The organism is Pseudomonas sp. SW-3, assembly GCF_016615645.1.
GTDB lineage: Bacteria > Pseudomonadota > Gammaproteobacteria > Pseudomonadales > Pseudomonadaceae > Aquipseudomonas > Aquipseudomonas mandelii.
Genome location: NZ_CP067098.1, coordinates 870,213 through 892,396 on the forward strand (window position 1 = coordinate 870,213; position 22,184 = coordinate 892,396).

The 22,184-nt window shown below is 60.6% G+C and carries 19 protein-coding genes; 14 read left to right on the top strand and 5 right to left on the bottom strand.

Annotated features, from left to right (window positions below; translation table 11 throughout):
* Positions 1–46: 46 nt before the first annotated feature.
* Positions 47–499, top strand: a complete 453-nt coding sequence (locus JIO00_RS03765) for an OmpA family protein (protein ID WP_442793948.1) — start codon at positions 47–49, stop codon at positions 497–499.
* Here JIO00_RS03765 and JIO00_RS03770 read toward each other — a convergent pair.
* Complete coding sequence (locus JIO00_RS03770) at positions 496–1,443, bottom strand: LysR family transcriptional regulator (protein WP_010463739.1); 948 nt, start codon at positions 1,441–1,443, stop codon at positions 496–498. The two genes, JIO00_RS03765 and JIO00_RS03770, sit on opposite strands and share 4 nt — an antisense overlap.
* 163 nt (positions 1,444–1,606) lie before the next feature.
* Here JIO00_RS03770 and JIO00_RS03775 point away from each other — a divergent pair, with 163 nt between their 5' ends.
* Positions 1,607–3,133 carry a CoA-acylating methylmalonate-semialdehyde dehydrogenase gene (locus JIO00_RS03775; protein WP_010463738.1) on the top strand — a complete coding sequence of 509 codons (1,527 nt, stop codon included), beginning with the start codon at positions 1,607–1,609 and terminating at the stop codon, positions 3,131–3,133.
* Between the two features lie 10 nt (positions 3,134–3,143).
* Complete coding sequence (gene mmsB / locus JIO00_RS03780) at positions 3,144–4,031, top strand: 3-hydroxyisobutyrate dehydrogenase (RefSeq protein ID WP_077747330.1); 888 nt, start codon at positions 3,144–3,146, stop codon at positions 4,029–4,031.
* A 219-nt stretch (positions 4,032–4,250) separates the two neighbouring features.
* On the opposite strand, the gene JIO00_RS03785 is transcribed toward mmsB, so the two are convergent.
* Positions 4,251–4,595 (bottom strand): cupin domain-containing protein, encoded by a 345-nt coding sequence (locus JIO00_RS03785; protein ID WP_007946320.1) that lies wholly within the window; start codon positions 4,593–4,595, stop codon positions 4,251–4,253.
* A gap of 520 nt (positions 4,596–5,115) precedes the next feature.
* Between JIO00_RS03785 and JIO00_RS03790 the strand changes: the two genes are divergently transcribed.
* The 11 genes from JIO00_RS03790 (at position 5,116) to JIO00_RS03840 (ending at position 19,814) form a co-directional block, all read left to right on the top strand.
* The gene (locus JIO00_RS03790) at positions 5,116–5,685 is read left to right on the top strand and encodes an acyl carrier protein (protein ID WP_083375111.1); all 570 of its coding nucleotides are present in this window, start codon (positions 5,116–5,118) and stop codon (positions 5,683–5,685) included.
* Positions 5,686–5,693: 8 nt separating this feature from the next.
* Positions 5,694–6,968 carry a beta-ketoacyl-[acyl-carrier-protein] synthase family protein gene (locus tag JIO00_RS03795; protein WP_200667708.1) on the top strand — a complete coding sequence of 425 codons (1,275 nt, stop codon included), beginning with the start codon at positions 5,694–5,696 and terminating at the stop codon, positions 6,966–6,968.
* A gap of 1 nt (position 6,969) precedes the next feature.
* Positions 6,970–8,028 carry a beta-ketoacyl synthase gene (locus tag JIO00_RS03800; RefSeq protein ID WP_010463730.1) on the top strand — a complete coding sequence of 353 codons (1,059 nt, stop codon included), beginning with the start codon at positions 6,970–6,972 and terminating at the stop codon, positions 8,026–8,028.
* Positions 8,025–9,320 carry a beta-ketoacyl-[acyl-carrier-protein] synthase family protein gene (locus tag JIO00_RS03805; protein ID WP_077747333.1) on the top strand — a complete coding sequence of 432 codons (1,296 nt, stop codon included), beginning with the start codon at positions 8,025–8,027 and terminating at the stop codon, positions 9,318–9,320. The genes JIO00_RS03800 and JIO00_RS03805 overlap by 4 nt, the downstream gene beginning before the upstream one ends.
* On the top strand, positions 9,317–10,534 hold the full coding sequence (locus JIO00_RS03810) for a beta-ketoacyl synthase N-terminal-like domain-containing protein (RefSeq protein ID WP_200667710.1): 1,218 nt from the start codon (positions 9,317–9,319) through the stop codon (positions 10,532–10,534). The genes JIO00_RS03805 and JIO00_RS03810 overlap by 4 nt, the downstream gene beginning before the upstream one ends.
* Positions 10,535–10,579: 45 nt before the next feature.
* Positions 10,580–13,450 carry an aminotransferase class III-fold pyridoxal phosphate-dependent enzyme gene (locus JIO00_RS03815; protein WP_200667712.1) on the top strand — a complete coding sequence of 957 codons (2,871 nt, stop codon included), beginning with the start codon at positions 10,580–10,582 and terminating at the stop codon, positions 13,448–13,450.
* A 9-nt stretch (positions 13,451–13,459) separates the two neighbouring features.
* Complete coding sequence (locus JIO00_RS03820; RefSeq protein ID WP_200667714.1) at positions 13,460–14,197, top strand: 3-oxoacyl-ACP reductase family protein; 738 nt, start codon at positions 13,460–13,462, stop codon at positions 14,195–14,197.
* Positions 14,194–14,958, top strand: a complete 765-nt coding sequence (locus tag JIO00_RS03825) for an SDR family NAD(P)-dependent oxidoreductase (protein WP_010463725.1) — start codon at positions 14,194–14,196, stop codon at positions 14,956–14,958. The genes JIO00_RS03820 and JIO00_RS03825 overlap by 4 nt, the downstream gene beginning before the upstream one ends.
* A gap of 2 nt (positions 14,959–14,960) precedes the next feature.
* Positions 14,961–16,259 carry a DUF1302 family protein gene (locus tag JIO00_RS03830; protein WP_154502972.1) on the top strand — a complete coding sequence of 433 codons (1,299 nt, stop codon included), beginning with the start codon at positions 14,961–14,963 and terminating at the stop codon, positions 16,257–16,259.
* A 69-nt stretch (positions 16,260–16,328) separates the two neighbouring features.
* Positions 16,329–17,165: an outer membrane lipoprotein-sorting protein gene (locus JIO00_RS03835; RefSeq protein WP_010463723.1), complete on the top strand. Its 837-nt coding sequence runs from the start codon at positions 16,329–16,331 to the stop codon at positions 17,163–17,165.
* A 33-nt stretch (positions 17,166–17,198) separates the two neighbouring features.
* On the top strand, positions 17,199–19,814 hold the full coding sequence (locus tag JIO00_RS03840; RefSeq protein ID WP_200667716.1) for an efflux RND transporter permease subunit: 2,616 nt from the start codon (positions 17,199–17,201) through the stop codon (positions 19,812–19,814).
* Positions 19,815–19,878: 64 nt separating this feature from the next.
* On the opposite strand, the gene JIO00_RS03845 is transcribed toward JIO00_RS03840, so the two are convergent.
* From JIO00_RS03845 to JIO00_RS03855, 3 genes are all read right to left on the bottom strand, one after another.
* Entirely contained in the window at positions 19,879–20,289 is a 411-nt protein-coding gene (locus tag JIO00_RS03845; RefSeq protein WP_200667718.1) for a MerR family transcriptional regulator, read from the bottom strand.
* A gap of 199 nt (positions 20,290–20,488) precedes the next feature.
* A complete protein-coding gene (locus JIO00_RS03850; RefSeq protein ID WP_077747337.1) occupies positions 20,489–21,064 on the bottom strand; it encodes an NAD(P)H-dependent oxidoreductase in 576 nt (191 codons plus the stop codon).
* Positions 21,065–21,119: 55 nt separating this feature from the next.
* Positions 21,120–22,010 carry a LysR family transcriptional regulator gene (locus JIO00_RS03855; protein WP_010463719.1) on the bottom strand — a complete coding sequence of 297 codons (891 nt, stop codon included), beginning with the start codon at positions 22,008–22,010 and terminating at the stop codon, positions 21,120–21,122.
* Between the last annotated feature and the right edge of the window lie 174 nt (positions 22,011–22,184).

Genomic DNA, 22,184 nt, shown 5'->3' on the forward strand with positions numbered 1-22,184 from the left:
CTCAATTACCCAGCGTTCCCCGCGATTTTTCGCAATCACCTTGTTCATGGCCATCCTGGCATTGACCGGGTGCCAGACCGCACCGCAAAAGGGGCTGACCCCGGCGCAAATCACTGTACTCAAACAGCAAGGCTTCGAGCTGACCGATGAGGGCTGGGCGTTCGGTCTATCCGGCAAAGTGCTGTTTGGCAGTGACGATGACAGCCTGAACGCCGCCAGTACCGGGATCGTCCAACAGATCGGCAAGGCCTTGCTGGGTGTCGGCATCGAGCGAGTGCGGGTCGACGGTCACACGGATGCCTCGGGCAAAGAGTCCTACAACGAACAACTTTCCCTGCGTCGCGCGAAAAGCGTCGGCAAGGTGCTGACCACGGTGGGCATGAAAGAAGAAAACATCCAACTGCGCGGTCTTGGCAGCAGTCAGCCGGTGACGTCGAACGACACCGCCTCTGGCCGCACCGAAAACCGCCGGGTATCGATCGTGGTGAGCGCCGATTAGTCGGCGAACAACATCTCCCGGCTTTCGCCCATCAACAGACTCTGATTCTGCTCGGTGACCGAACGGATGTAATCCCACAACAGGGTGATCCGCTTGAGCTTCCTCAGGTCCTCGCGGCAGTACATCCAGAACTGCCGCGTGATGTTGATCTCTTCCGGCAACACCGGAAGCAAGCGCGAGTCCTGCGCCGCGAGGAAGCACGGCAGAATCGCCAATGACCGTCCTTGCTGCGCCGCCACGAATTGTGCGATCACGCTGGTGCTGCGCAAGTTGGCGCTGGCGCCGGGCAACACATTCGCCAGGTACAACAGCTCCGAGCTAAACGCCAGATCGTCGACATAACTGATGAATGAATGCTTGCCCAAATCTGCCGGGCGGCGGATCGGCGGGTGCTTGTCCAGATAATCCTGCGTCGCATAAAGCTGCAGTTTGTAGTCGCAGAGTTTGCAGCAGACGTAAGGGCCATGTTCCGGGCGCTCCAGGGCGATGACGATGTCCGCCTCGCGCTTGGACAGGCTGATGAAGTGCGGCAGCGGCAGGATGTCCACCGAGATCGCCGGGTAGGCGTCGACAAAATGGCTCAGCTGCGGGGTGATGAAAAAACTGCCGAAGCCTTCGGTGCAACCCATGCGCACATGCCCGGACAGCGCCACGCCGGAGCCTGAAACCTGTTCGCAGGCCATGTGCAGCGTGCTTTCAATCGATTCCGCGTAACCGAGCAATCGCTGACCTTCGGTGGTCAGGACAAAACCGCTGGTCCGGGACTTCTCGAACAGCAATGTACCCAATGCCGCTTCCAATGAACTGATGCGCCGCGACACGGTGGTGTAGTCCACCGCCAGGCGCTTGGCCGCCGTGCTGGCCTTGCGGGTGCGGGCGACTTCGAGGAAAAACTTGAGGTCATCCCAGTTCAATGAGCCTAACGACGTGATGTTTTTTTGCATGATGGACCGGCTTTTATGTGCGTTCTTATTAGAAGTTTGCACATCTATACTCCAAAAACAGTCCGACAACCAATTCGCGACACACGCCTCATCTCAAGGCTGCTTTCTCGCCTTGGCTCTCAAGATAGTTCTCTAGATAACAACAACGTCCCGGAGACCCAACATGAACGCATCGCTCACGCCAAACGAAACCACTGTGCAAACGGTCAAGCTGTTGATCGACGGCGAGTGGGTCGAGTCCCAGACCACCGAGTGGCACGACATCGTCAACCCGGCCACCCAGCAAGTGCTGGCCAAGGTTCCGTTCGCCACCGCGCAGGAAGTGGACGCCGCGATCAGTGCTGCCCATCGCGCCTTCCAGACCTGGAAGCTGACGCCGATCGGCGCGCGGATGCGCATCATGCTCAAGCTCCAGGCGTTGATTCGCGAGCACTCCAAGCGCATCGCCGTGGTGCTCAGCAACGAGCAGGGCAAAACCATCGCCGACGCTGAGGGCGACATCTTCCGCGGTCTGGAAGTGGTCGAACACGCTTGCTCCATCGGCACCCTGCAAATGGGTGAGTTCGCCGAAAACGTCGCCGGCGGCGTCGATACTTACACCCTGCGTCAGCCCATCGGCGTTTGCGCCGGCATCACCCCGTTCAACTTCCCGGCGATGATTCCGCTGTGGATGTTCCCGATGGCCATCGCCTGCGGCAACACCTTTGTGCTCAAGCCGTCCGAACAGGACCCGATGTCGACCATGCTGCTGGTGGAACTGGCGATCGAGGCCGGCGTTCCAGCGGGCGTGCTCAACGTGGTGCATGGCGGCAAGGACGTGGTGGACGCGCTCTGCACCCACAAAGACATCAAGGCTGTTTCCTTCGTCGGTTCGACTGCGGTCGGTACTCACGTCTACGACCTGGCCGGTAAACACGGCAAGCGTGTGCAATCGATGATGGGCGCGAAAAACCACGCCGTGGTTCTGCCGGATGCCAATCGCGTACAAGCACTGAATGCTCTGGTCGGCGCCGGTTTCGGCGCAGCGGGCCAACGTTGCATGGCCACGTCCGTGGTGGTGCTGGTGGGCGCGGCCAAACAATGGTTGCCGGACCTGAAAGCGCTGGCGCAAAAACTCACCGTGAATGCCGGCAGCGAGCCGGGCACTGACGTTGGCCCGGTGATCTCGAAAAAAGCCAAACAGCGGATTCTCGACCTGATCGAGAGCGGCATCAAGGAAGGCGCCAAGCTGGAGCTGGATGGTCGCGACGTCACCGTTCCAGGCTTCGAGAAGGGCAACTTTGTCGGCCCGACCCTGTTCTCCGGCGTGACCCCCGAGATGCAAATCTACACCCAGGAAATCTTCGGCCCGGTGCTGGTGGTCCTGGAAGTCGATACCCTCGATGAGGCCATCGCACTGGTCAACGCCAACCCGTTCGGCAACGGCACCGGCCTGTTCACCCAAAGCGGTGCGGCAGCGCGCAAATTCCAGACCGAAATCGACGTTGGCCAGGTCGGCATCAACATCCCGATTCCAGTGCCGGTCCCGTTCTTCAGCTTCACCGGTTCGCGCGGCTCCAAACTGGGCGACCTCGGTCCGTATGGCAAGCAAGTGGTGCAGTTCTACACTCAGACCAAGACGGTCACCAGTCGCTGGTTCGATGACGACAGCGTCAACGACGGTGTGAACACCACCATCAACTTGCGTTAAGGAGCGGGACATGAAAATCGCTTTTATCGGTCTCGGCAACATGGGCGCGCCGATGGCGCGCAACCTGATCAAGGCCGGCCACGCACTGAGCCTGGTGGACCTGAACAAAACCGTTCTGGCGGAGCTGGAACAACTGGGCGGCAGCATCAGCGCTTCGGCCCGTGAAGCGGCGCAAGGCGCGGAACTGGTGATCACCATGCTGCCCGCCGCTGTGCATGTACGCAGCGTGTGGCTGGGTGAGGACGGCGTTCTCGCCGGTATCGGCAAAGGCGTGCCAGCCGTGGATTGCAGCACCATCGACCCGCAGACTGCGCGCGATGTGGCAGCCGCTGCGGCCAAGCAAGGCGTGGCCATGGCCGATGCGCCAGTCTCTGGCGGTACGGGCGGTGCGGCGGCCGGGACGCTGACTTTCATGGTCGGCGCCACGCCTGAACTGTTTGCGACCCTGCAACCGGTGCTGGCGCAGATGGGCCGCAACATCGTTCATTGCGGTGAAGTCGGCACCGGGCAAATCGCCAAGATCTGCAACAACCTGCTGCTGGCGATTTCCATGGTCGGCGTCAGTGAAGCCATGGCGCTGGGCGATGCCCTCGGCATCGACACCACCGTGCTGGCGGGAATCATCAACAGTTCCACCGGGCGTTGCTGGAGTTCGGAGATGTACAACCCGTGGCCCGGCATCGTCGAAACGGCACCGGCCTCGCGCGGTTATACCGGTGGTTTCGGTGCCGAACTGATGCTCAAGGATCTGGGGCTGGCCACTGAGGCGGCACGTCAGGCGCACCAACCGGTGGTGCTCGGCGCGGTGGCCCAGCAGTTGTATCAGGCGATGAGCCAGCGTGGGGAGGGTGGCAAGGACTTCTCGGCGATCATCAACAGCTATCGCAAACCCCAGTAAGAAGTTTTTCCGGGGAGTGTGATTAAAGGCTTTTGTGGCGAGGGAGCTTGCTCCCGCTGGTTCGCGAAGCGGACCTGATGCCCGTGAACGAGGTGCGTCAGATAAAACGCAGTTGCTGATTTTACGGCTGCTTCGCAACCGAGCGGGAGCAAGCTCCCTCGCCACAAGGAATGCGTATTTACCGGGAGACCACGTCGGGTGGTCTCCCGGTTTTTTGCATCAGGCAAACACGAAATACTTGCGCACGGTTTCAACCACTTCCCACGTGCCTTTCATCCCCGGCTCAATGACGAAAATATCACCGGCACGCAGATGGATCGGCTCTTTGCCTTCCGGGGTGATGATGCAATACCCCTCGCGGAAATCGCAGTATTCCCACTTCACGTATTCCACATACCACTTGCCCGGCGTGCAGATCCAGGTGCCCATGATCTTGCTGCCGTCTTCGCTGGTGTAGGCGTTGAGGTTGACGGTGTGCGGGTCGCCTTCGAGTTTTTCCCATTTGCAGGCGTCGAGCACCGGCAGCGGATGAGTATCGCGAAGAACGGTAATAGGTGCGGTCATGTGGACTCCGGGGCAGTGGATTAGAGAACTGAAGCCGCACCCTATAGCGCCCCGCACTCGGTCAGTTGTCTGTGCTCGACACTCAGTTACCCAGAAGCGCTGTGCCGATTTGCCTGGTCGGCTTCTAAATCCTCAATACGCATTATCTAAGGGCCAGGTTGAAAGTTATGAAGTTATAACTGTTTTCTTATCCGGTTTTTATTATTGGTGCGTCTGTGCTGTCAGCCAGAAGTTAATACTTTCGAGCCCCTCTCTATTTAGCCGGCGATACAGTGTGCACCCCACCATACGCAGCCTTTGTTAAGTAAATAAGTCGACAGGCATGGGGCTTCGCACCAATCGAGTGCGGTGCGCAGGCCTGTTAGGACGTCTGTCTCAAGTGGTTAAAAAACTTTGAATAGTTCGTTGACTCTCCCCTTAAGGGCAGAGTTTAGATTTCCGCCGCGTCAGAAGTTGCTGTGGGAAAAGTTACTTCTCGCATACGGAATTCATGAAGCAATCACGATATAGGGAGATAGAGATGAACAATCCATTGGAGTTGGAAAACGTCATTGTCAGCACCCGCGAGATCCTCGCGCAACTGTTGGTGATGAGCGCCGATGATATCGATGAGAACAGCAGTATCGTCGAGGATCTCAGCGCCGATTCGCTGGACATCGTCGACCTGAGCTTTCAACTGGGTCGTCAGTATGGCTGCACCTTGCCCAAAACCAGCGTGCTCGATCACGCCGTCGCTGTCTGCGGCGACGCCGGCGAGTTCCTGGCCAGCGGTCGCATCACTGAAAACGGCAAGGCCTTGCTTGAACAGAGCCTCAGCGCCTACTCCCCGGATCAACTCCAGTCCGGCATGCAACCGGCGCAGGTATTTGCCGCCACCACCGTGCGCAACTGGGCGCAACAGTGCCGCAACCTCTTCAACTATCTGCCGCAGAACTGCCCCGATTGCGGCGCTCAAAAAGCCGTGCTGAACGAACGTCAGCAAGTGGTCTGTGACGCGTGCAGTGCGCGGCTGGTGCCGGCCGACGGCGACGAGGTTTCACGCCAACTGGTGGAGCAATTTGTGGCCACTCACGTCAAAGAGACGGTGTAGGAGTTCTCATGCGGGCACGAGAAGTCTATGTGACCGGATTCGGTCTGGTGGCGCCCATGGCACTGGACGCCGCCACGTTGTTCGAGCGGATCTGCCAGAAGCAGTCCTGTGTTCGCGAACATCCACGGTTCAAGGCGCTGGGCTTCAACAACAGCGCTGCCGGGTTTATCGATGACGGCCAGTGGCAGCAGATCGCCGCGGGTTTCGGCGGCAATGCTGCGCTGCATCCACGGCAAAGTGTGCTGGCCGAGTTCGTCGCTCGACAAGCCATTCAGCATGCCGGTCTGACCCCGACAGCCTTTGCTCACACCCGCAGTGGATTGTTCCTGGGGGCCAACAAGTACTGCGCGGACAGTCACGATCTGCACCGGGCCAGTCGCTGCATGGATGAGGCCGGGCGTGTCGATCTGGATCAACTGCTGGATAACCCGGCGGCGTCGAGCGCGGTCTTCGGGCGCCGGGTCGATCAGCAGACCCAGCACCTGGCCGAGATGCTCGGTATCCGCGATCACATTTCGACCCACTCCGATGCCTGCGCCGCCGGCACCATGGCGATCGGCAGCGCCTACCGGGCGATCGAGCGAGGTGAAATCGACCTGGCCATTTGCGGTGCCGTCGAACTGATGGCCAACGAGTTGCCGTACTACATGTTCAACAGCCTGGGCGCGCTGTGCCAGGCCGACCTGCCGGCAAGCGAGCAGAGTCGACCGTTCATGCCGGACCGCTGTGGCTTCGTGATCAGCGAGGGCGCGGCCATGATCATTCTCGAATCCGCCGAGCATGCGCAACGTCGCAAAGCCGCGCCGTTGGGGCGCGTGCTGGGTTACGCGAATATGTGCGAGGCACAAAAAATGACCTCCAGCAGCCGGGACGGCAGCAAATACGAGGAATGCATGGAAGCTGCAATCGAAGACGCCGGGCTGCTCAGCAGCGCCGTGCAACACGTCAACACCCATGGCACGTCTACCCAGGCTAACGACAGCTGCGAGGCGTTGGCCTTGCAGCGCGTGTTCGGCGAGTGCCAGGAACATGTGACGTTCACTGCCAACAAATCGGCCATCGGTCATTCCCTGGCGGGCAGCGGCGCGATTGAAGCGGTGCTGTCATTGATCAGCCTGCGGGACGGCGTGCTGTTGCCGACCTTGAACTACGATCACGACCGCGCCGAATACCCCTCACTGAAGTTTCTCAGCGAGCCGGTGCGCCAGTCGATCAATGTGGTGATGTCCAATTCGTTCGGGTTCGGCGGTGTTAACAGCTCGCTGGTTCTGGGGAGGGCATGACATGAGCATTGCCGTTTTCATCCATTCTGCCGCCGTGCTGAACGCCGCCGGCAGCGAATGTGCCGACCTGCTCGGAACGCCACCTTCGCCGCAACCGCTGGCATTTGACGCGACGCGACGGGCATACCCGCTGCCGACACCGCGTCTGGCCAGCGATCTGTTCGACCGCAAAATCCAGCGCAGCGTCGAACCTCAAGGCCTGCGGCTTTTGCATTGCACGGCGCGTCTGGCGCCCGCGCTCGCGGCCCTGCAACTGCCGCCGGCACGGATTGCCCTGACGGCGGCCATTCCAGAAGTCGACGCGCCAAGCCCTTGCTGGGACGCAGTGCAAGCGATCGGCGAGCAACCGCAAAAGCCACTGGCGCAACTGTTGGCCAATACACCGCCGCTGCATGCCCTGACGCTGCTCAACAGCAGCGTGATGGCCTACGTGGCCGAAGCGTTGCAATGCCACGGGCCTATGGGTGGGTTCTGTTCCCAGGAAAACGCCGGGCTCGATGCCTTGATCGAAGCCTGCCAGCAAATTGTCGAGCAACGTGCCGAAGCGGCGCTGGTGGTCAGCAGCAGTCCGAACCTGACGCCCGCCCTGTATCTGCGTGAACCCTATCAGGCAGACGAGCCGACTTATGGCGAAGGCGCCGCGGCACTGCTGCTCGGCTCGACGCCTTCGCGCACCAACCCGAAGGCCTTGCGCATTGCCGGGTTCGCCCGGGGTTACAGCGCTGATCCGCAACGGGGCGCAGCGGTTGCCCGGCGGGTGATCGACCAGGCACTGAGCCTGGAAAAACTGTGCCTCGGTGACGTCCAGCAAATCGTCGCCAATCCTGAGGATGCGCAACTGATGAGCCTGTTCGCCGACCGACCGCAGGACGTTCGCAGCACTCATGCCATGACCGGCGATCTTGGCGCCAGCGCCTTGCTGACCGAAATCGCGCTGGCCTTGCACCTTACCCACAACGCTTCGGCGACACCGGGCTATACGCTGTTGGTCAGCCATAGCCGCGCCGGTCATTGGGGAGCCTTGCTGCTGGCCAGTGAAACCATGGAGAAGCACACATGAGTGCGACACGGATTGTGATTACCGGCATGGGCGCCGTGACCGGGTTCGGTTTCGAATGGCAGACCCTCTGGGAAAAAATGCTTGGCGCCGAACATTGCGTGCGTCCATGGCAGCCCGACGGGGTGGAAGACGGCACGTTCCCGGTGCGCTACGCCGCGGCCGTGGATATGAGCCTGTTGCCTGAGGCCCTGCAGGACCACCCGGCCTGGACCGTTGCATTGGAAAAACGCAGCCGTTTTGGCTGGGTGGCCGCCACCCAAGCGGTGAAAGACAGCGGACTTGCTCCTGAACAGCTACGTGAAGCCGCCGTGCTCTGCGCTTCGGGCGCGCCCCAACACATGCTGGCCGACATGCTGTTGACCCAGGCACCGGATGGCTGCACCCCGGGCTGGCAACACCTGATGCCCCGCGCCGGGCAGGTCAGTACCGAGGGCTCGCTGCGTCAGAGCAATGATCGACTGGCTCGGGTGATTGCCGACGGTTTGGGTTGCGAAGGCCCGGTGATCAATATCAGTAGCGCCTGCGCCGGAGCCTCCCAGGCCATCGGCAATGCTTTTCAGATGATTCGTCGCGGTGAAGTGAACGTGGCGATTGCCGGCGGCGCCGATTCGGTGCTGAACCTCGACACCATGGCCGCGCTGTACCTGCTCGGCGCGGCATCGAGCGAACAGCGCTGGGGTGTCGATTTGTGCCGGCCATTCGACCGTGATCGCAGTGGCCTGATTGCCGGCGAGGGCGGTGGTTTCTTGGTACTGGAAAGCCTTGAGCATGCGTTGGCGCGAGGAGCGACGCCGTATGCCGAAGTGCTCGGTTTCGGCAGCAGCCTGGACGCCTACAAAGTCACCGCACCGCAACCCGAAGGTCGGGGCGCGGCGCTGGCGATGCAAGCCGCGCTGGACGACGCCGGCCTGCGTGCGCAACAGATCGATCTGATCAACGCCCACGGCACCTCGACGCCGCTCAATGACGTCGCCGAAACCCTGGCGATCAAAAGTGTGTTCGCCGAGCACAAACACTACCGGTCCCTGGCCATCAGCGCCAACAAGTCGCAGTTCGGGCATTTGATTGCCGCCGCCGGCGCACCCGAATGCATGATCACCGCGCTGGCGTGCCTGAACGATCTGGTCACTCCGACAGTGAACCTGCATGAGGTCGATGAGCAATGCGACCTGGACTATTGCGCCGGACAAGCGGTCAGCCGCCGGGTGGATTTTGCCTTGAGCAACTCCTTCGGTTTTGGCGGCCTCAACACTTCGCTGGCCTTGGGCAAATATCGGGAGCACGGACAATGACGGGCGCTACTGTGCGTGTTGCCATCGCCGGCAGCGGTTGCGTATTACCCAGCGGCTGGGGCGTGCAACGCTTTTGGTCAGCGGCCAGTGAAGCCCGCAGCGGTATCGCTTTGCTGCAGTCGAAACTGTTCCACAGTGAGCGCGTGACGGCGTTCGGGCATGTCAGTGATGAAGACCATCAAACCAGTCGCCAGGACGTGGCCCAGAATCTCCAGCGTTACTGCCCGCCGGCTGTGATCTGGGGCGTCAGCGCGGTGCGTCAGGCGTTGGTCGAAGCCGGGCTTGAACCAGGCAATGACGAGCTGCGCTACGGCCTCTATTGCTGCCAGGGCGGTTATACCCATCCGTCGTTGGCGGCCTATGGCGAGTTGCTCCACGAGTGCCGCGATGAGTCCGGTGCCGACATGCGGCGCCTTGCTCAACGGGTGTTGCGGGAGCGCGCGCTCGACCCGTTCCTGGTGCTCAAGAGCCTGAGCAACGGTTTGCTCGGGGTTGTCAGTCTGGCGCTGAAACTGGAGTGCGAATGCAACGCCTACATGCAAGGCGTGGCCGGCAATCTGGCGGCGTTGCGCGAGGCATGCGCGGCGTTGCAAAGCGGTCGTATCGATGCGGCGATTGTGGTCGGCGCCGGCAGTGAACTCGATCCGTTGGCGCTGGCCGCACTGGCCGAGGCTGGCGTGATCAGCACCGACGGTTCGCAAACCTTGCGTGCATTCGATCGCCAAGGCACGGGGGGGATTGCCGGTGAAGGCGCGGCGGCATTGATTTTGCGCCGGGCCGACGATCTACCGGATGGGCCGCAGACCTGCCTGTCGGGACTCACCGCCCATCCACGACTGGGGTCGTTGAACCTGCCGGACAAGCAGGTCGATCTGCTGGTCAGCAGCGCCAGTGGCGATCCGCACAAGGACACCGACCTGGCACGGACGCTGGCCCGCGCCGGTGCCTCGCATATCACCAGTAGCGTGCCGGTGACCGGCATTCTCAGCGGCGCGCCGAGCCTGGTCGACCTGATCCTGGCCCGTCATGCACTGCAGGCCCAGCGTGTGCCGCCGATCATCGGGTTGCAGCAACCGGTGGAACCGCAGCTGCCGTTTGTGCTCGGTGAGGGCCGGGACGCGGTGCTGCGCGACTGCCTGATCATCAACCGTGACGACAACGGTTTCAGCGCCTGTTACCAGCTCGACTATCAGGCGGCCGGTCAGCCGTTTTGAACGTAATGAATCGCTTCTATTTTCTGATCAAGGGATATGACTTTTATGGATTACCGCGATTACGTACGACCTAAATTCGTTGAATTAATGCAGGCCCTGGGCCTGGAATGCCAGTTCCACCGGGCGCTGGGCAGCAAGCTGTTTTACCTCGACAAACAAGGCGCAGAGGTGACCGTCACCGACTTTCTGGGCGGTTACGGTGCGGCGTTGTTTGGCCACAATGACCCGCAGTTCGTCGACCAACTCTGCGGCCTGTTGCGCGCCGATGTGCCGTTCAATGCGCAGATGTCCGTGCGTGGCGCCGCCGGTATGCTGGGGCGCGAACTCAGCGAGGCGTTCAATCGGGAGTTGAACAACAACGAACGCTACATTTCGACCTTCTCCAACAGTGGCGCCGAGTCGGTGGAAATCGCCGTCAAGCATGCCGAATACCGCCGTCAGAAAACCTTGCAGAAGCAGTTCGACGAACGGGATTTCGCCCTGGCCAACCTGACCGCCAGCGACAAGGCCTATGTCGAACTGGACGTTGATGACCTCGACCTGCCCGCCGGATTGCTGCCGGAAAATCTGTCTTACGTGACCGTGCGCCAAGTGGTGGAAGCGGTGCGTCAACACAACCTCGCGCAGTTGCATGTCGAGCCGGTATTCGTCGCCCTGCGTGGCAGCTTTCACGGCAAACTGGTGAACACCGTCCAGCTGACGTACGGCAAACAGTACCGTCAGCCGTTCGCCCGTTTTGGCCTTAACGTCGAGTTCATCGATCCGCAGCAACCCCAGCAGCTCTTGGATTTGCCGGCCCGCCACACGCGGCATTGGCTCAGCCTTGAGTGGAGCGGCGAGACCTTGCAGGTACGTCGTGACGCTTTCAGCGCGATCACGGCGGTGTTGCTCGAACCGATCCAGGGCGAGGGCGGCATCAACGAGTTCGCCAACGAGTTCTACCTGGGCCTGCGTCGCCTGTGCAACGAGCAGCAATGCCCGCTGATCATCGACGAAGTGCAATCGGGTTTCGGCCGCACCGGCACTTTGCTCGGCGCCAGCCATTTCAACTTGCAGGGCGATTACTACTGCCTGTCCAAAGCGTTGGGCGGTGGCCTGATGAAAATTGCCGCGACGGTCATCCGTGCCAGCCACTACGAAAACGATTTCAGCTACATCCACAGCTCGACCTTCGCCGAAGACGATGCCTCGTGCCATATCGCCCTGTCGGCATTGCGCCGCTTGTTTGCCAACGACAGCGCGATGCTCAAGGAGGTGAACAGGAAAGGCGAATACCTCAAGTCGTCATTGCTCGAACTCAAAGCCGCGTACCCGGACGTGATTGCCGACGTGCGTGGTCGAGGGTTGCTGCTGGGGTTCGAATTGCACGACCTGACCGGCACCAGTTCGCTGGTGCAGGCGTCGGCGCAGTACAACGATGCGCTGGGTTACATCATTGCCGGCTACCTGCTGCAATTCGAATCGCTGCGGGTCGCGCCGTCGGGCAGCAACGCCAACGTGATTCGCCTGGAGCCGCCGGTGTGCATCACCTTCGAGGAAATCGACGGCTTGATCGGCTCGTTGCAAAAGGTCTGCGACATGCTGCGTCGACGCGATGCCTTCCCGCTGGCGGCCGGGGTGTGTGCCGACAGCATCCCCGAAGTACCGGCCCGCGAGGTGAGCTTCAAGGAACCTGAAAACCTCCCAAAGCCTGACGAGAACGTTCGCGTGGTGGCGCGCGTGGCGTTCATCAATCACCTGATCGATTCCGACATGCTCAGTGATGTTGATCCGTCGCTGTCGACCCTCAGCGCCGAACAGAAGCGCGAGTTCATCAAACGTATGGCCCCGGAGCGGCGTGCTGCGCCAATCGGCCCGGTGCTGATTCGTTCGAAACTCGGCACCGCCGTGGAATTCACCCTGTACCCGTTGTGCATGGACTCCGATGCCATGGCTGCGTACATCGCCAGTGGCGACCTGGACACCATCCGCGACGAAGTCGGTAATCGCATCCGTGATGCCCGGGCGGATGGCTACAGTGTGGCCGGTCTGGGCATGTACACCTCGATCGTCACCAACAACTGTCAGGCGCTGAAAATCCCCGACATGGCGCTGACTTCCGGCAATGCGCTGACCATCGGCATGGGCCTGGAAGCGATCGAGCAAGGCTGCAAGCAGCAAGGCCTGGAACTGAGCCAACAGACGGCGGCGGTGGTCGGTGCGGCGGGCAACATTGCTTCCACTTACGCTTCGTTGCTGTCCACCAGTGTCGAACACCTGATCCTCATCGGCAGCGGTCGCGACGGCTCACTGCGGCGCCTGGAGAAAACCGCCCAGCTGATTTACGCCGAGGCCGCCCGCGCGATTCTCAAAGGTGTCGCCGAGCACGACCGCCTCGCCAGCCGCTTGCAGAAACTCGACGGCATCGACGCGTTGTTGCAGGCCCACGGTGCTGGCGCCGACCTCGGTTTGCGAGTGCAGCGTCTGGTCGAAGAGCACCTGGGGGCGAATGCGTTCATCACGGTCAGCAATGACCTTGAGGTGCTGAAACAGGCGCGCATCGTGCTCTGTGCGGCGAATGCCCCTCAACCGTTTCTCGGTGCCGATCACTTCGCCGAAAACAGCGTGATCTGCGACATCGCGGTGCCGCTGAACGTCGATCAGAACCTCTCCGGGCAACGGGCCGACGTGTTGTACATGCACGGCGGGATTGTCCAGACACCGTTGGGCGATGGCCTGATTCGTAACGTGCGCGCCTACCTCAAGGAAGGCCAGTTGTATGCCTGCATGGCGGAGTCGGTGTTGATGGGGTTGTCCGGGATGAAACAGCACTACTCCTACGGCGATATCAGCCGCGAGCAAGTGCAGCAGATTCGTGCCCTGGCCGCGACCCACGGCTTCAGCCTCGCGCAGTTCAAGACTGACAACTCACTCTAAGGAACGGTCATGCCGAATAAAGTAGCAGTGGTGACCGGTGGCAGTCGTGGTATCGGCCGGGCGATTGTCCTGGCCCTGGCCGGCGCGGGCTTTCAGATCGCATTCAGTTATGTACGCGACGAAGTGGCCGCCATGTCCTTGCGTGACGAGGTTCAGGCACTGGGCCTCGAGTGCCTGGCGCTGCAATGCGATGTCAGCAGCGGCGACAGCATCAAAGCCTTTTTCGAACGGGTCGACGAGCATTTCCAGCGCGTCGATCTGCTGGTCAACAACGCTGGCATCACCCGTGACGGGTTGCTGGCGACGATGCCGAGCCGCGACATCGTCGAGGTGATCCAGACCAACCTGATCGGCACCTTGCTCTGCTGTCAGCAAGTGGTGCCGGGCATGATGCGCCAGCGCAGCGGTTGCATCGTCAACATCAGCTCGGTGGCAGCGCAGAAACCCGGCAAGGGGCAAAGCAACTATGCCGCGGCCAAGGGCGGTGTCGAAGCGCTGACCCGTGCCCTGGCAGTGGAACTGGCGCCGCGCAACATTCGGGTGAATGCGGTGGCGCCGGGCATCGTCAACACCGAAATGAGCACGGCGCTGATCGGCAGTCAGGAACAGGAAATCCAGTCACGGTTGCTGATCAAGCGTTACGCCGAACCTCATGAGATAGCCGAGGCGGTGCTGTACATCGCCGATCGCGGTTTGTACCTGACGGGTGAGGTCCTGCCGGTCAACGGCGGGTTGAAGATGCCATGAGCCGGACCATTCTGATTACCGGTGCCGCCAAAGGCATCGGCCGGGCGGTGGCAGAGAATTTTGCCGCCGACGCCGGGCACCGCTTGATCCTGCTGGATCTGGATTTACCGGAACTACAACGCTGGGTCGACGAGCAACACGGGCAGATCAAGGCCCGTGTCGAAACCCATTCGGCGAACATTGCCGACCTGGAGGGCATGGAAGCCTTCTTCAAAATGCTCGCCAAACAGGTGGACTACGTCGATGTGCTGGTCAACAGCGCCGGTATCTGCAACGAGAACGAACCGGAAGATTTGCACAACTGGCACAAGGTGATTTCGGTCAACCTCAACGGTACGTTCTACGTCACTTCTTTGTGCCTGCCGTTGATGCCGGACCGCGGGCGGATCATCAACATGTCGTCGATCCTCGGCCGCGCCGGCAAGGTCCGCAACACCGCGTACTGCGCTTCCAAGCACGGCATCGTCGGCATGACCAAAGCCCTGGCGCTGGACCTGGCACCACGGTTGATCACCGTCAACGCGATTCTGCCCGCATGGATCGATACGCCCATGCTGCAAGGTGAACTGGCGGCGCAAGCGGCCATTGCCGGGCTGACCCAGGAACAGATCCTGCGCAACGCCAAGAAAAAACTGCCGATGCGCCGCTTCATTCAAAGCGAAGAAGTCGCGGCGATGGTGCGTTACCTGGCCAGCCCCGAAGCGGGCGGGGTGACTGCGCAGAGCCTGGTGATCGACGGCGGTGTCGGGTTGGGAATGTAACCATGCCGGGATCACACATTAACCGTGCCGCGTGGGCGGTATTGGCCTGCATGGTCGCGCCGCCGGCGCTGGCTGAATTGACGGTCGACGACCTCAAGCCGGATTACGCCGACGCCGAGGTCGGCGTCGCCACCGCATTGCGCCTGCACGGTGACGACCAGATCACCCAGAAGGCCATGTATTTCAAGGCCAACCTGGAAGACAACTGGGACGGTGGTTACTACAAGGCCAAGGGCCGGGTGCGTTACGACGCCCGGTATGACGGCAACAATCCGTACAGCGAGCGGGCGCGGGACAAATACCGCTTCGACGCCGACTGGCGGCATTTGTACTGGGGCCAGTCGGTGGGCGACGGCGAGGTGACTGTCGGCTGGCAGCAAGTGGTCTGGGGCCGTGCCGATGAGTTGCGGGTGCTCGACCAGATCAACCCGGTGGACTATCGCGATGGCCTGACTCCGCTGCTGGAAGACAGTCGGATCGCGGTGCCCATGGTGCGGTTTGCGCAACCGGTGGGCGAGTGGGAGCTGGAGGCGCTGTGGATCACCGACTTTGTGAAAAACCAGCCGCCGGTGGCAGGCAGCGAGTTCGACGCACCGCTGTTTGCCGCGCCGGATCCTCAGTATTTCCTGCTCGATTCCAAGCCCGGCTACGACGGTGACAAGGGCTTTTCGTATGGCCTGAGCGCCAATGGCCGGATCGGTTCGGTGGACACCAGTTTCGTCGCACTGAACGCGCGCCAGCAGGACCCGGTGTACGCCGTCGAAGGCCTGGCCGATGACGGCCGCACGCGACTGGAGCGCCAGTTTCCCCGTTACACCATGGGCGGCGCGGGGCTGGCGATCGACGCCGGTCACAGCATCGTGGTGCGCAGCGAAATTGCCTGGTTCGACAACTGGCGGGTGACCAATCCGACCCGCGCTTACGGCGCCGACAGCACCTCGATGGTCAAGTCGTTGCTGGGCGTCGACTACTTGCTGCGTGACTGGCTGATTTCCGTGCAGTGGCAGCAACAGCAATTGCTCGACTGGCAGGACGGCATGCTGCAAGACAAGCGCGAGCACCTGTTCACCTTATCCGCCGAGGGCACCCATTGGCAGGACCGACTCAAGAGCCGGCTGGTGGTCGCCGCCTCGCCACCGTTTAACGACGATGCGCTGTTGCAAGGCATCTTCACTTACAAACCGGTGGACTGGATCAAGCTCGGGCTGGAAGTGGATGTGTTCTTCGGCAAGCCCGACAAGCCCTTCGGCGAGTACGACAACCGCGATCAAGTGCGGCTGTCCGCCGGTTACCTGTTTTAACCCTATGACGCCTGCGTGCCCCTGGCGCATGGGCTCGACCATATTCATCTGACGAAAAGGGAAGTTCCCATGTTGCCGCTATTCAAAAGTCTGACCGCCGCCGCATTGATCCTGAGCGGCGCTTGCGCCACCGCCGCCGACGGCAAGAATGCCGATGAAATCATCCGCCAGGTGCGGGATCGAAACGACGGCAAAAGCTTCATGTCCCAAGTGTCGCTGATCCTCCACGACAAAAAGGGCAATACCCGGGTTCGCGAGTTCACTTACCTGCAAAAGGATTACCCGGACAGCGACAAATTCAGCATGTATTTCTCCGCCCCCACTGACGTGCGCGACGTGGCTTTTCATATCGAAAACCCCCACGAAACCCTGGGCCAGGAAGACAGCCAGTGGATGTACTTGCCGGTCAGCCGCCAGACGCGGCGGATCTCCACCACCGACAAGCGCGGCTCGTTCATGGGCAGCGAGTACTCCTACGCCGACCTGGACAAGATCCGGGTCAAGGATTACACCCAGACGCTGGTCGGCGAAGAACAGGTCAAGGGCCGCGACTGCTACGTGATCGAGCGTGAACCGGCGTCGCCCGAGGTGCTGGCCAAGACTGGCTACAACAAGCTGAAAGTGTGGATCGACAAGCAGAATTTCCTGGTCATGCGTCAGGACTTCTTCGACGTCAAAGGCGTGCTGGTCAAGCAGATGCGCACGCAAAAGGTCGACACCATCGACTCGATCGACAGCATCGTGTTGAGCGAAACCGAACACTTCATCGACGGCACGCGTTCGGAGATGCGCTTCAACCACCTGCAATACAACGTGCAACTGGAAGACCGTTTGTTCACCCAGACCGCCATCAAGCGCGGGCTGAAAACCGGCGACGTGCCGGACTTTGCCGTGTCTGCCCGCTAAGCACCGATCCCGACGACCCTGGAACGCATGATCATGGAAAGATACCTGAACTTCGTCGAGCGCTATGCGCGGGCGATCGTTTTCCTGCTGGTGGCGGTCACGGCGTATTTCACCTATACGCTGGGCTCGCTGATCTCCGACACCAACCCTTACTTGCTCAAGGAAAGCCATCCGGCGCGCAAGACCATCATCGACTTGCAAAGCGAATTCACCGGCACGTTTGACTCGGTGATGGTGGCAATCAACAACCCGCAGACGGTGTTCAACAAGCCGACCCTCAACGCACTGTTTTCGATGTCGCAATCGGTGCGCAAGATGATCCTGGCCAACGACGCCGACAAGGAACAGTTGACGCAAATCGTTGCGAAGCACCCAGACGACAGTCGTGCACAGTTATTGGCGCGGGACATTCTGGAGAACGGTTTTTCCCAGAACGACTACGCCCAGGCCAAGGCCCTGCGTGATTACGCCCAGAGCCAGAACTGGGATGCCCATGATCAGTTGTTCCTGACATTTCTCGCCGAGCGAATCAACCCGATTCGTGAAATGGCGTCGATGGGCGACCTGGAAAACATCGTGCTGACCGGCGATGGTGAGTTGCTGATCCACAAGACCCTCAACGCCTACGACATGGACCCGGCGCTGGTCGAGTCGCAGATCATGGGCAACGAGCTGATGGTCGACGGGGTCGTCTCCAAGGACAAGAAAGTCGCGATGCTGGTGGCCGAGCTGGGCACCAAGCAAGACGACGCCCAGGCGCAACTGCGCGCCTACCAGATCGTGCGCGGCATTGTCGCGGACTATCAGGCAGCGCACCCAGAGTTCAAGGATGAGATCTTCATTGCCGGCATGCCGATCTTCATCGCGGCCCAGCAGGAGATCATCGACCATGACCTGGCGGTGCTGTTTCCGATTGTCTTTTTGTTGATCACCCTGCTGTTGATTTTCTTCTTCCGCAAACCGCTGGGCGTGCTGTTGCCGCTGTTCAATATTCTGTTCTGCACCATCTGGACACTGGGCCTGATGGCTTTGTTGCGGGTGCCGTTCGACTTGCTGACCAGTGTCCTGCCGGTGTTTCTGTTCACCATTTGCTGCTCGGATGCGATCCATGTGATGGCCGAGTATTACGAGCAGAAAAACGCCGGTAAAAGTAACCGTGAAGCCAATCGCGAGACGCAACGGCTGATGGTGGTGCCGGTGGTGTTGACGACGGTGACTACCATCGCCACCTTCATGATTTCCACGACCAACAACATCGTCAGCATCCGCAATTTCGGCGTATTCATGTCCATCGGCCTGACGGCGGCGCTGATTATTTCACTGTTGCTGATTCCGGCCTGGATTTCGATCTGGGGCAAGGACCAGACTCCGAAAACCCTCGCTGCCGTGCACAAGGAATCGATCATTTCGCGTTATCTGGTGGCGTTCTGCGCGCGGTTGATCCAGTGGCGCAAACCGATCTTGATCGTGACGCTGCCCTTGCTGATCTTGATGACGGTGTTCACCTTTCGCGTCGATATCGAAGACTCGGGCATCGCCTACTTCAAGCCCGAGAGTCATATTCGCGTTTCGGACGAGTTCATCAACCAAGCCGGGGTCGCGGGCACGGCACCGGGCTGGATCGCCATCGACAGCAAAGAGCCGCGCGGCGTGCTGACCACTGAAGTGGTGCAGTTCATCGACAAGCTCGACCACTTCATCAAGCAGCAACCGCACGTCAGTTACGGCTATTCCCTGGCGACTTACGTCAAGCGTATGAACCTAGTGCTCAACGACATGAACCCCGACTACTTGCGCGTGCCCCAGGCGCTGGAGCAGGTGACGTCGGTCAATGATGAGGGGCAGGTCGAGCGGTTCGAGGTGCCGGGCAATTCACTGATCGAGCAACACGTAATGCTGTTCGAGAACGGCGGCGGCTCGGACCTCAATAACGTGCTCAACGCCGACTATTCCAAGGCGTTGACGCTGTACACCATGACGTCGTCGGTGGCCAGCGACTACCAGGCCATGCTGGATCAGCTCGATGCCTGGTTGCTGGTGAACAAACCGGCCAATCTCGAAGTGACGCACGCCGGCACGCCGTTGATCTGGACCGGCGTGTTGCAGGAAATCACCCAGGGCCAGGTCTTGAGTTTTTCCCTGGCGTTGCTGGTGGTCACGCTGATGATGATGTATTGGCTCAAGTCGGTACGGTTGGGCGTACTCGGCATGCTGACCCTGTTGACCACCTCGGTGACAGTCTATGGCTTCATGTTCCTGTTCGGCATCGAGCTGAACATCGGTACGACACTGGTGACCTTCCTGGTGGTGGGTGTGGTCGATTACGCGGTGCACCTGCTGTCACGGATCAAACTGTTGGTGCAGCAAGGCATTCATATCGACGCGGCCATTTTGCAGGCGATGCACAGCGTCGGCCGTTCGACCGTGGTCAACGTGGTGATTTTCTCCGTGGGATTCATGGCGCTGCTGTTTTCCGACTTCAAGCCGATTGTTGATTTGGGCGCACTGGTGGCGATGGCGCTGTTTTCCAGCGGTGTCATGACCATTCTGCTGGTGACGCTGGTGTCTCCGTGGTTCTTCGCCGCGATTGTTCCGGTAGCGCCGCTGCCGGAAAAAGATCGAGCCGCAGGGAAGCCCGCCTTGATCTGACCTGATGACCGGCAGCGCAGGCGCGCCAGTGACATGCGAGGGATCATCCTGCGCAGCAGGGTAGTCAGTTCAGCGTAGTGCCCGGGTTTTTTTCGCCATAGCGGGCGATACGCTCGAACTGACATTCATCTCGGGCATCGTTGAGGTTGTTTTCGAATTCTTCGAGGCCGTTGTGCAGTTGCTGTAGAGCGCCGATCTGGGAGACCAGCTCGGCCTTTTTTTCGGCGATCGCTTTTTGCGCCATGTCCCACGGGAATTCGTCACCTTGGTAGTTGTTCAACATCAACCGCAGCTCTTTGAGCTTGAAACCCAGTTGCTGGGCGCACTTGATGAACGTCAACACCTCGACACTCTGCTGGCTGTAGATACGGTATTTGCCTTCACGCTTGGGCTCGGGCAATAGGCCGATTTCTTCGTAATGGCGAATGCTTTTGACTGTGGTGCCCGACAGCTGGGCGGCTTTGCCGATATACATAAAGATCCGTCTCGATGATCAAACAGGGCGTAGCGCGACCAGACCTCATGCCTGATCGGAGCGAATAATATAGTGAATAACATTCAATGGTTGCAGCGGCGTGTAAATGACGCGCACAGCCGACGAACGACCGCTTGAGAGGGAACGTGAGGACGGACTGACGGCGAGGGTGCGCCGTCAGCAGGCAGCGAAGGGTGCGTCAGCTACCGGCGGTAACCCGGGCCTGTTCGAGCCAGGCGTCACGCTGGGTCGACTTCGAACCCAGGATCGGCCCGAAAGTCAGGGTCTTCAACGGCTTGATGCCGCAGAACTCCAGGGTCGTCTTGCGCATCTGGTGCAGGCCGGGCATGTGATAGACCCATTTGTAATACCAGGGCGGCGTGTCCATGGTCACCAGCAGATGCGCGGTCCGGCCCTTGAGCAGTTTGTCGGGGAAGGCCTTGCCCTCACGGTATTTGAAAGCAAAACCGGGCAGGAAAATGCGGTCGAGAAAGCCCTTCATCAACGCCGGTATGCCGCCCCACCAGATCGGATAAACGAACGTCAGGTGTTCGGCCCAGGTGATATCGGCCTGGGCTTGCAACAGGTCCGGCTCCAGCGGCTGGATAGTGTTGTAGCCGTGGTGCAAGACCGGATCAAAGTCCAGCGCATCCAGACGCAGCAGGCGCACGTCATGTCCGGCATCCTTGGCGGCCTGGACGTAAGTTTCGCTCAGCGCCCCGCAGAAACTGTCGGTGGAGGGGTGGCCCAGAATCACGAGCATTCGTTTGCTCATCGCGTGTACTCCTGAAATGAAGCCCGCAGCATAGAGTCTGCCCCTTACGGTAGAGTCAAGGCGTTCCCGGCGTCAGTGCCTCCAGCAAGGCCCGGGCGTAACCGGGCAGGCTGTCGACGTCACGGGCACAGATTTTCAGGGTGCGGTTGGCCCAGTCTTCGGGAAGAGCGCGGGTCGTGACCCCTTGTACCTGTGGCCAGCGCTCGATGGCCACCCGCGGCACGATGGCCAGTCCTGCGCCGCGCGCAACCATGCGAATGACCCCGTCGAAGCCGTCGGCACGAATGCGGATCGGCATGCGCTGGCCAATGTGCAGGGCCTGTTCTTCCACGTGGATGGCCAAGGCACTGCTGGCGCCCAGGGCCACATAGTCGTGGTTCAAGGTGTCGGCGAAGGTCAATGATGGCTGGTCGGCCAAGGGATGATCAGGAGGCAGAATCAACACCAGCGGGTCCTCGCGAAACGGCCGGGTGTGCAGGTCATCGGTGTCCACCGCGTCGGACACGATGCCGAGGTCTGCCGCCCCTTGGCGCAACGCATGGGTGATGCGGGCGCTGGGCAGTTCTTGAAGGTCGATGTCGAGGTTCGGATGCTCGCGCAGAAAGTCGGCGAGCAACTCCGGCAGGTATTCGGTGATCGCGGTGGTGTTGCACAGCAATCGCACCTGACCTTTGACGCCCTTGGCGTATTCGGCCAGATCCTGTTGCAGGCGCTCGGCTTGTTGCAGCAGGGCACGGGCGTGTTTCGCCAGGGCTTTGCCGGCCGGGGTGGGTGTGACACCGCGCCGGCCACGCTCCAGGAAGTCGATGCCGAGGGAGGATTCCATGGCCCGGATTCGGGCGCTGGCCGCTGCCAGGGATAAGTGGCTGCGGGCGGCACCGGCGGTGATGTTGCCAGTGTCGAGGATGTTCAGGTAGAGGCGCAGGTCGGTCAGGTCGAAGTGCATGGCAGCAACCTCTAAATATGTGTTGCCTGGAAGGGCGCTTTCGCGAGCAGGCTCGCTCCGACATTGGGAAATGCGTTTTAACTGTGGGGGCGAGCCTGCTCGCGAAGGCGTCAGTCGTAACGACGCAGTTGTCAGCCTCTTGTCAGGCAAGAGGCTGCCTCAGTATATGGCAGA

Bases quoted from the DNA above. Each gene is read 5' to 3' on its own strand.
- JIO00_RS03765 (WP_442793948.1), top strand. From the start codon at position 47: ATGGCCATCCTGGCATTGACCGGGTGCCAGACCGCACCGCAAAAGGGG.
- JIO00_RS03770 (WP_010463739.1), bottom strand. From the start codon at position 1,443: ATGCAAAAAAACATCACGTCGTTAGGCTCATTGAACTGGGATGACCTC.
- JIO00_RS03775 (WP_010463738.1), top strand. From the start codon at position 1,607: ATGAACGCATCGCTCACGCCAAACGAAACCACTGTGCAAACGGTCAAG.
- mmsB (WP_077747330.1), top strand. From the start codon at position 3,144: ATGAAAATCGCTTTTATCGGTCTCGGCAACATGGGCGCGCCGATGGCG.
- JIO00_RS03785 (WP_007946320.1), bottom strand. From the start codon at position 4,595: ATGACCGCACCTATTACCGTTCTTCGCGATACTCATCCGCTGCCGGTG.
- JIO00_RS03790 (WP_083375111.1), top strand. From the start codon at position 5,116: ATGAACAATCCATTGGAGTTGGAAAACGTCATTGTCAGCACCCGCGAG.
- JIO00_RS03795 (WP_200667708.1), top strand. From the start codon at position 5,694: ATGCGGGCACGAGAAGTCTATGTGACCGGATTCGGTCTGGTGGCGCCC.
- JIO00_RS03800 (WP_010463730.1), top strand. From the start codon at position 6,970: ATGAGCATTGCCGTTTTCATCCATTCTGCCGCCGTGCTGAACGCCGCC.
- JIO00_RS03805 (WP_077747333.1), top strand. From the start codon at position 8,025: ATGAGTGCGACACGGATTGTGATTACCGGCATGGGCGCCGTGACCGGG.
- JIO00_RS03810 (WP_200667710.1), top strand. From the start codon at position 9,317: ATGACGGGCGCTACTGTGCGTGTTGCCATCGCCGGCAGCGGTTGCGTA.
- JIO00_RS03815 (WP_200667712.1), top strand. From the start codon at position 10,580: ATGGATTACCGCGATTACGTACGACCTAAATTCGTTGAATTAATGCAG.
- JIO00_RS03820 (WP_200667714.1), top strand. From the start codon at position 13,460: ATGCCGAATAAAGTAGCAGTGGTGACCGGTGGCAGTCGTGGTATCGGC.
- JIO00_RS03825 (WP_010463725.1), top strand. From the start codon at position 14,194: ATGAGCCGGACCATTCTGATTACCGGTGCCGCCAAAGGCATCGGCCGG.
- JIO00_RS03830 (WP_154502972.1), top strand. From the start codon at position 14,961: ATGCCGGGATCACACATTAACCGTGCCGCGTGGGCGGTATTGGCCTGC.
- JIO00_RS03835 (WP_010463723.1), top strand. From the start codon at position 16,329: ATGTTGCCGCTATTCAAAAGTCTGACCGCCGCCGCATTGATCCTGAGC.
- JIO00_RS03840 (WP_200667716.1), top strand. From the start codon at position 17,199: ATGGAAAGATACCTGAACTTCGTCGAGCGCTATGCGCGGGCGATCGTT.
- JIO00_RS03845 (WP_200667718.1), bottom strand. From the start codon at position 20,289: ATGTATATCGGCAAAGCCGCCCAGCTGTCGGGCACCACAGTCAAAAGC.
- JIO00_RS03850 (WP_077747337.1), bottom strand. From the start codon at position 21,064: ATGAGCAAACGAATGCTCGTGATTCTGGGCCACCCCTCCACCGACAGT.
- JIO00_RS03855 (WP_010463719.1), bottom strand. From the start codon at position 22,010: ATGCACTTCGACCTGACCGACCTGCGCCTCTACCTGAACATCCTCGAC.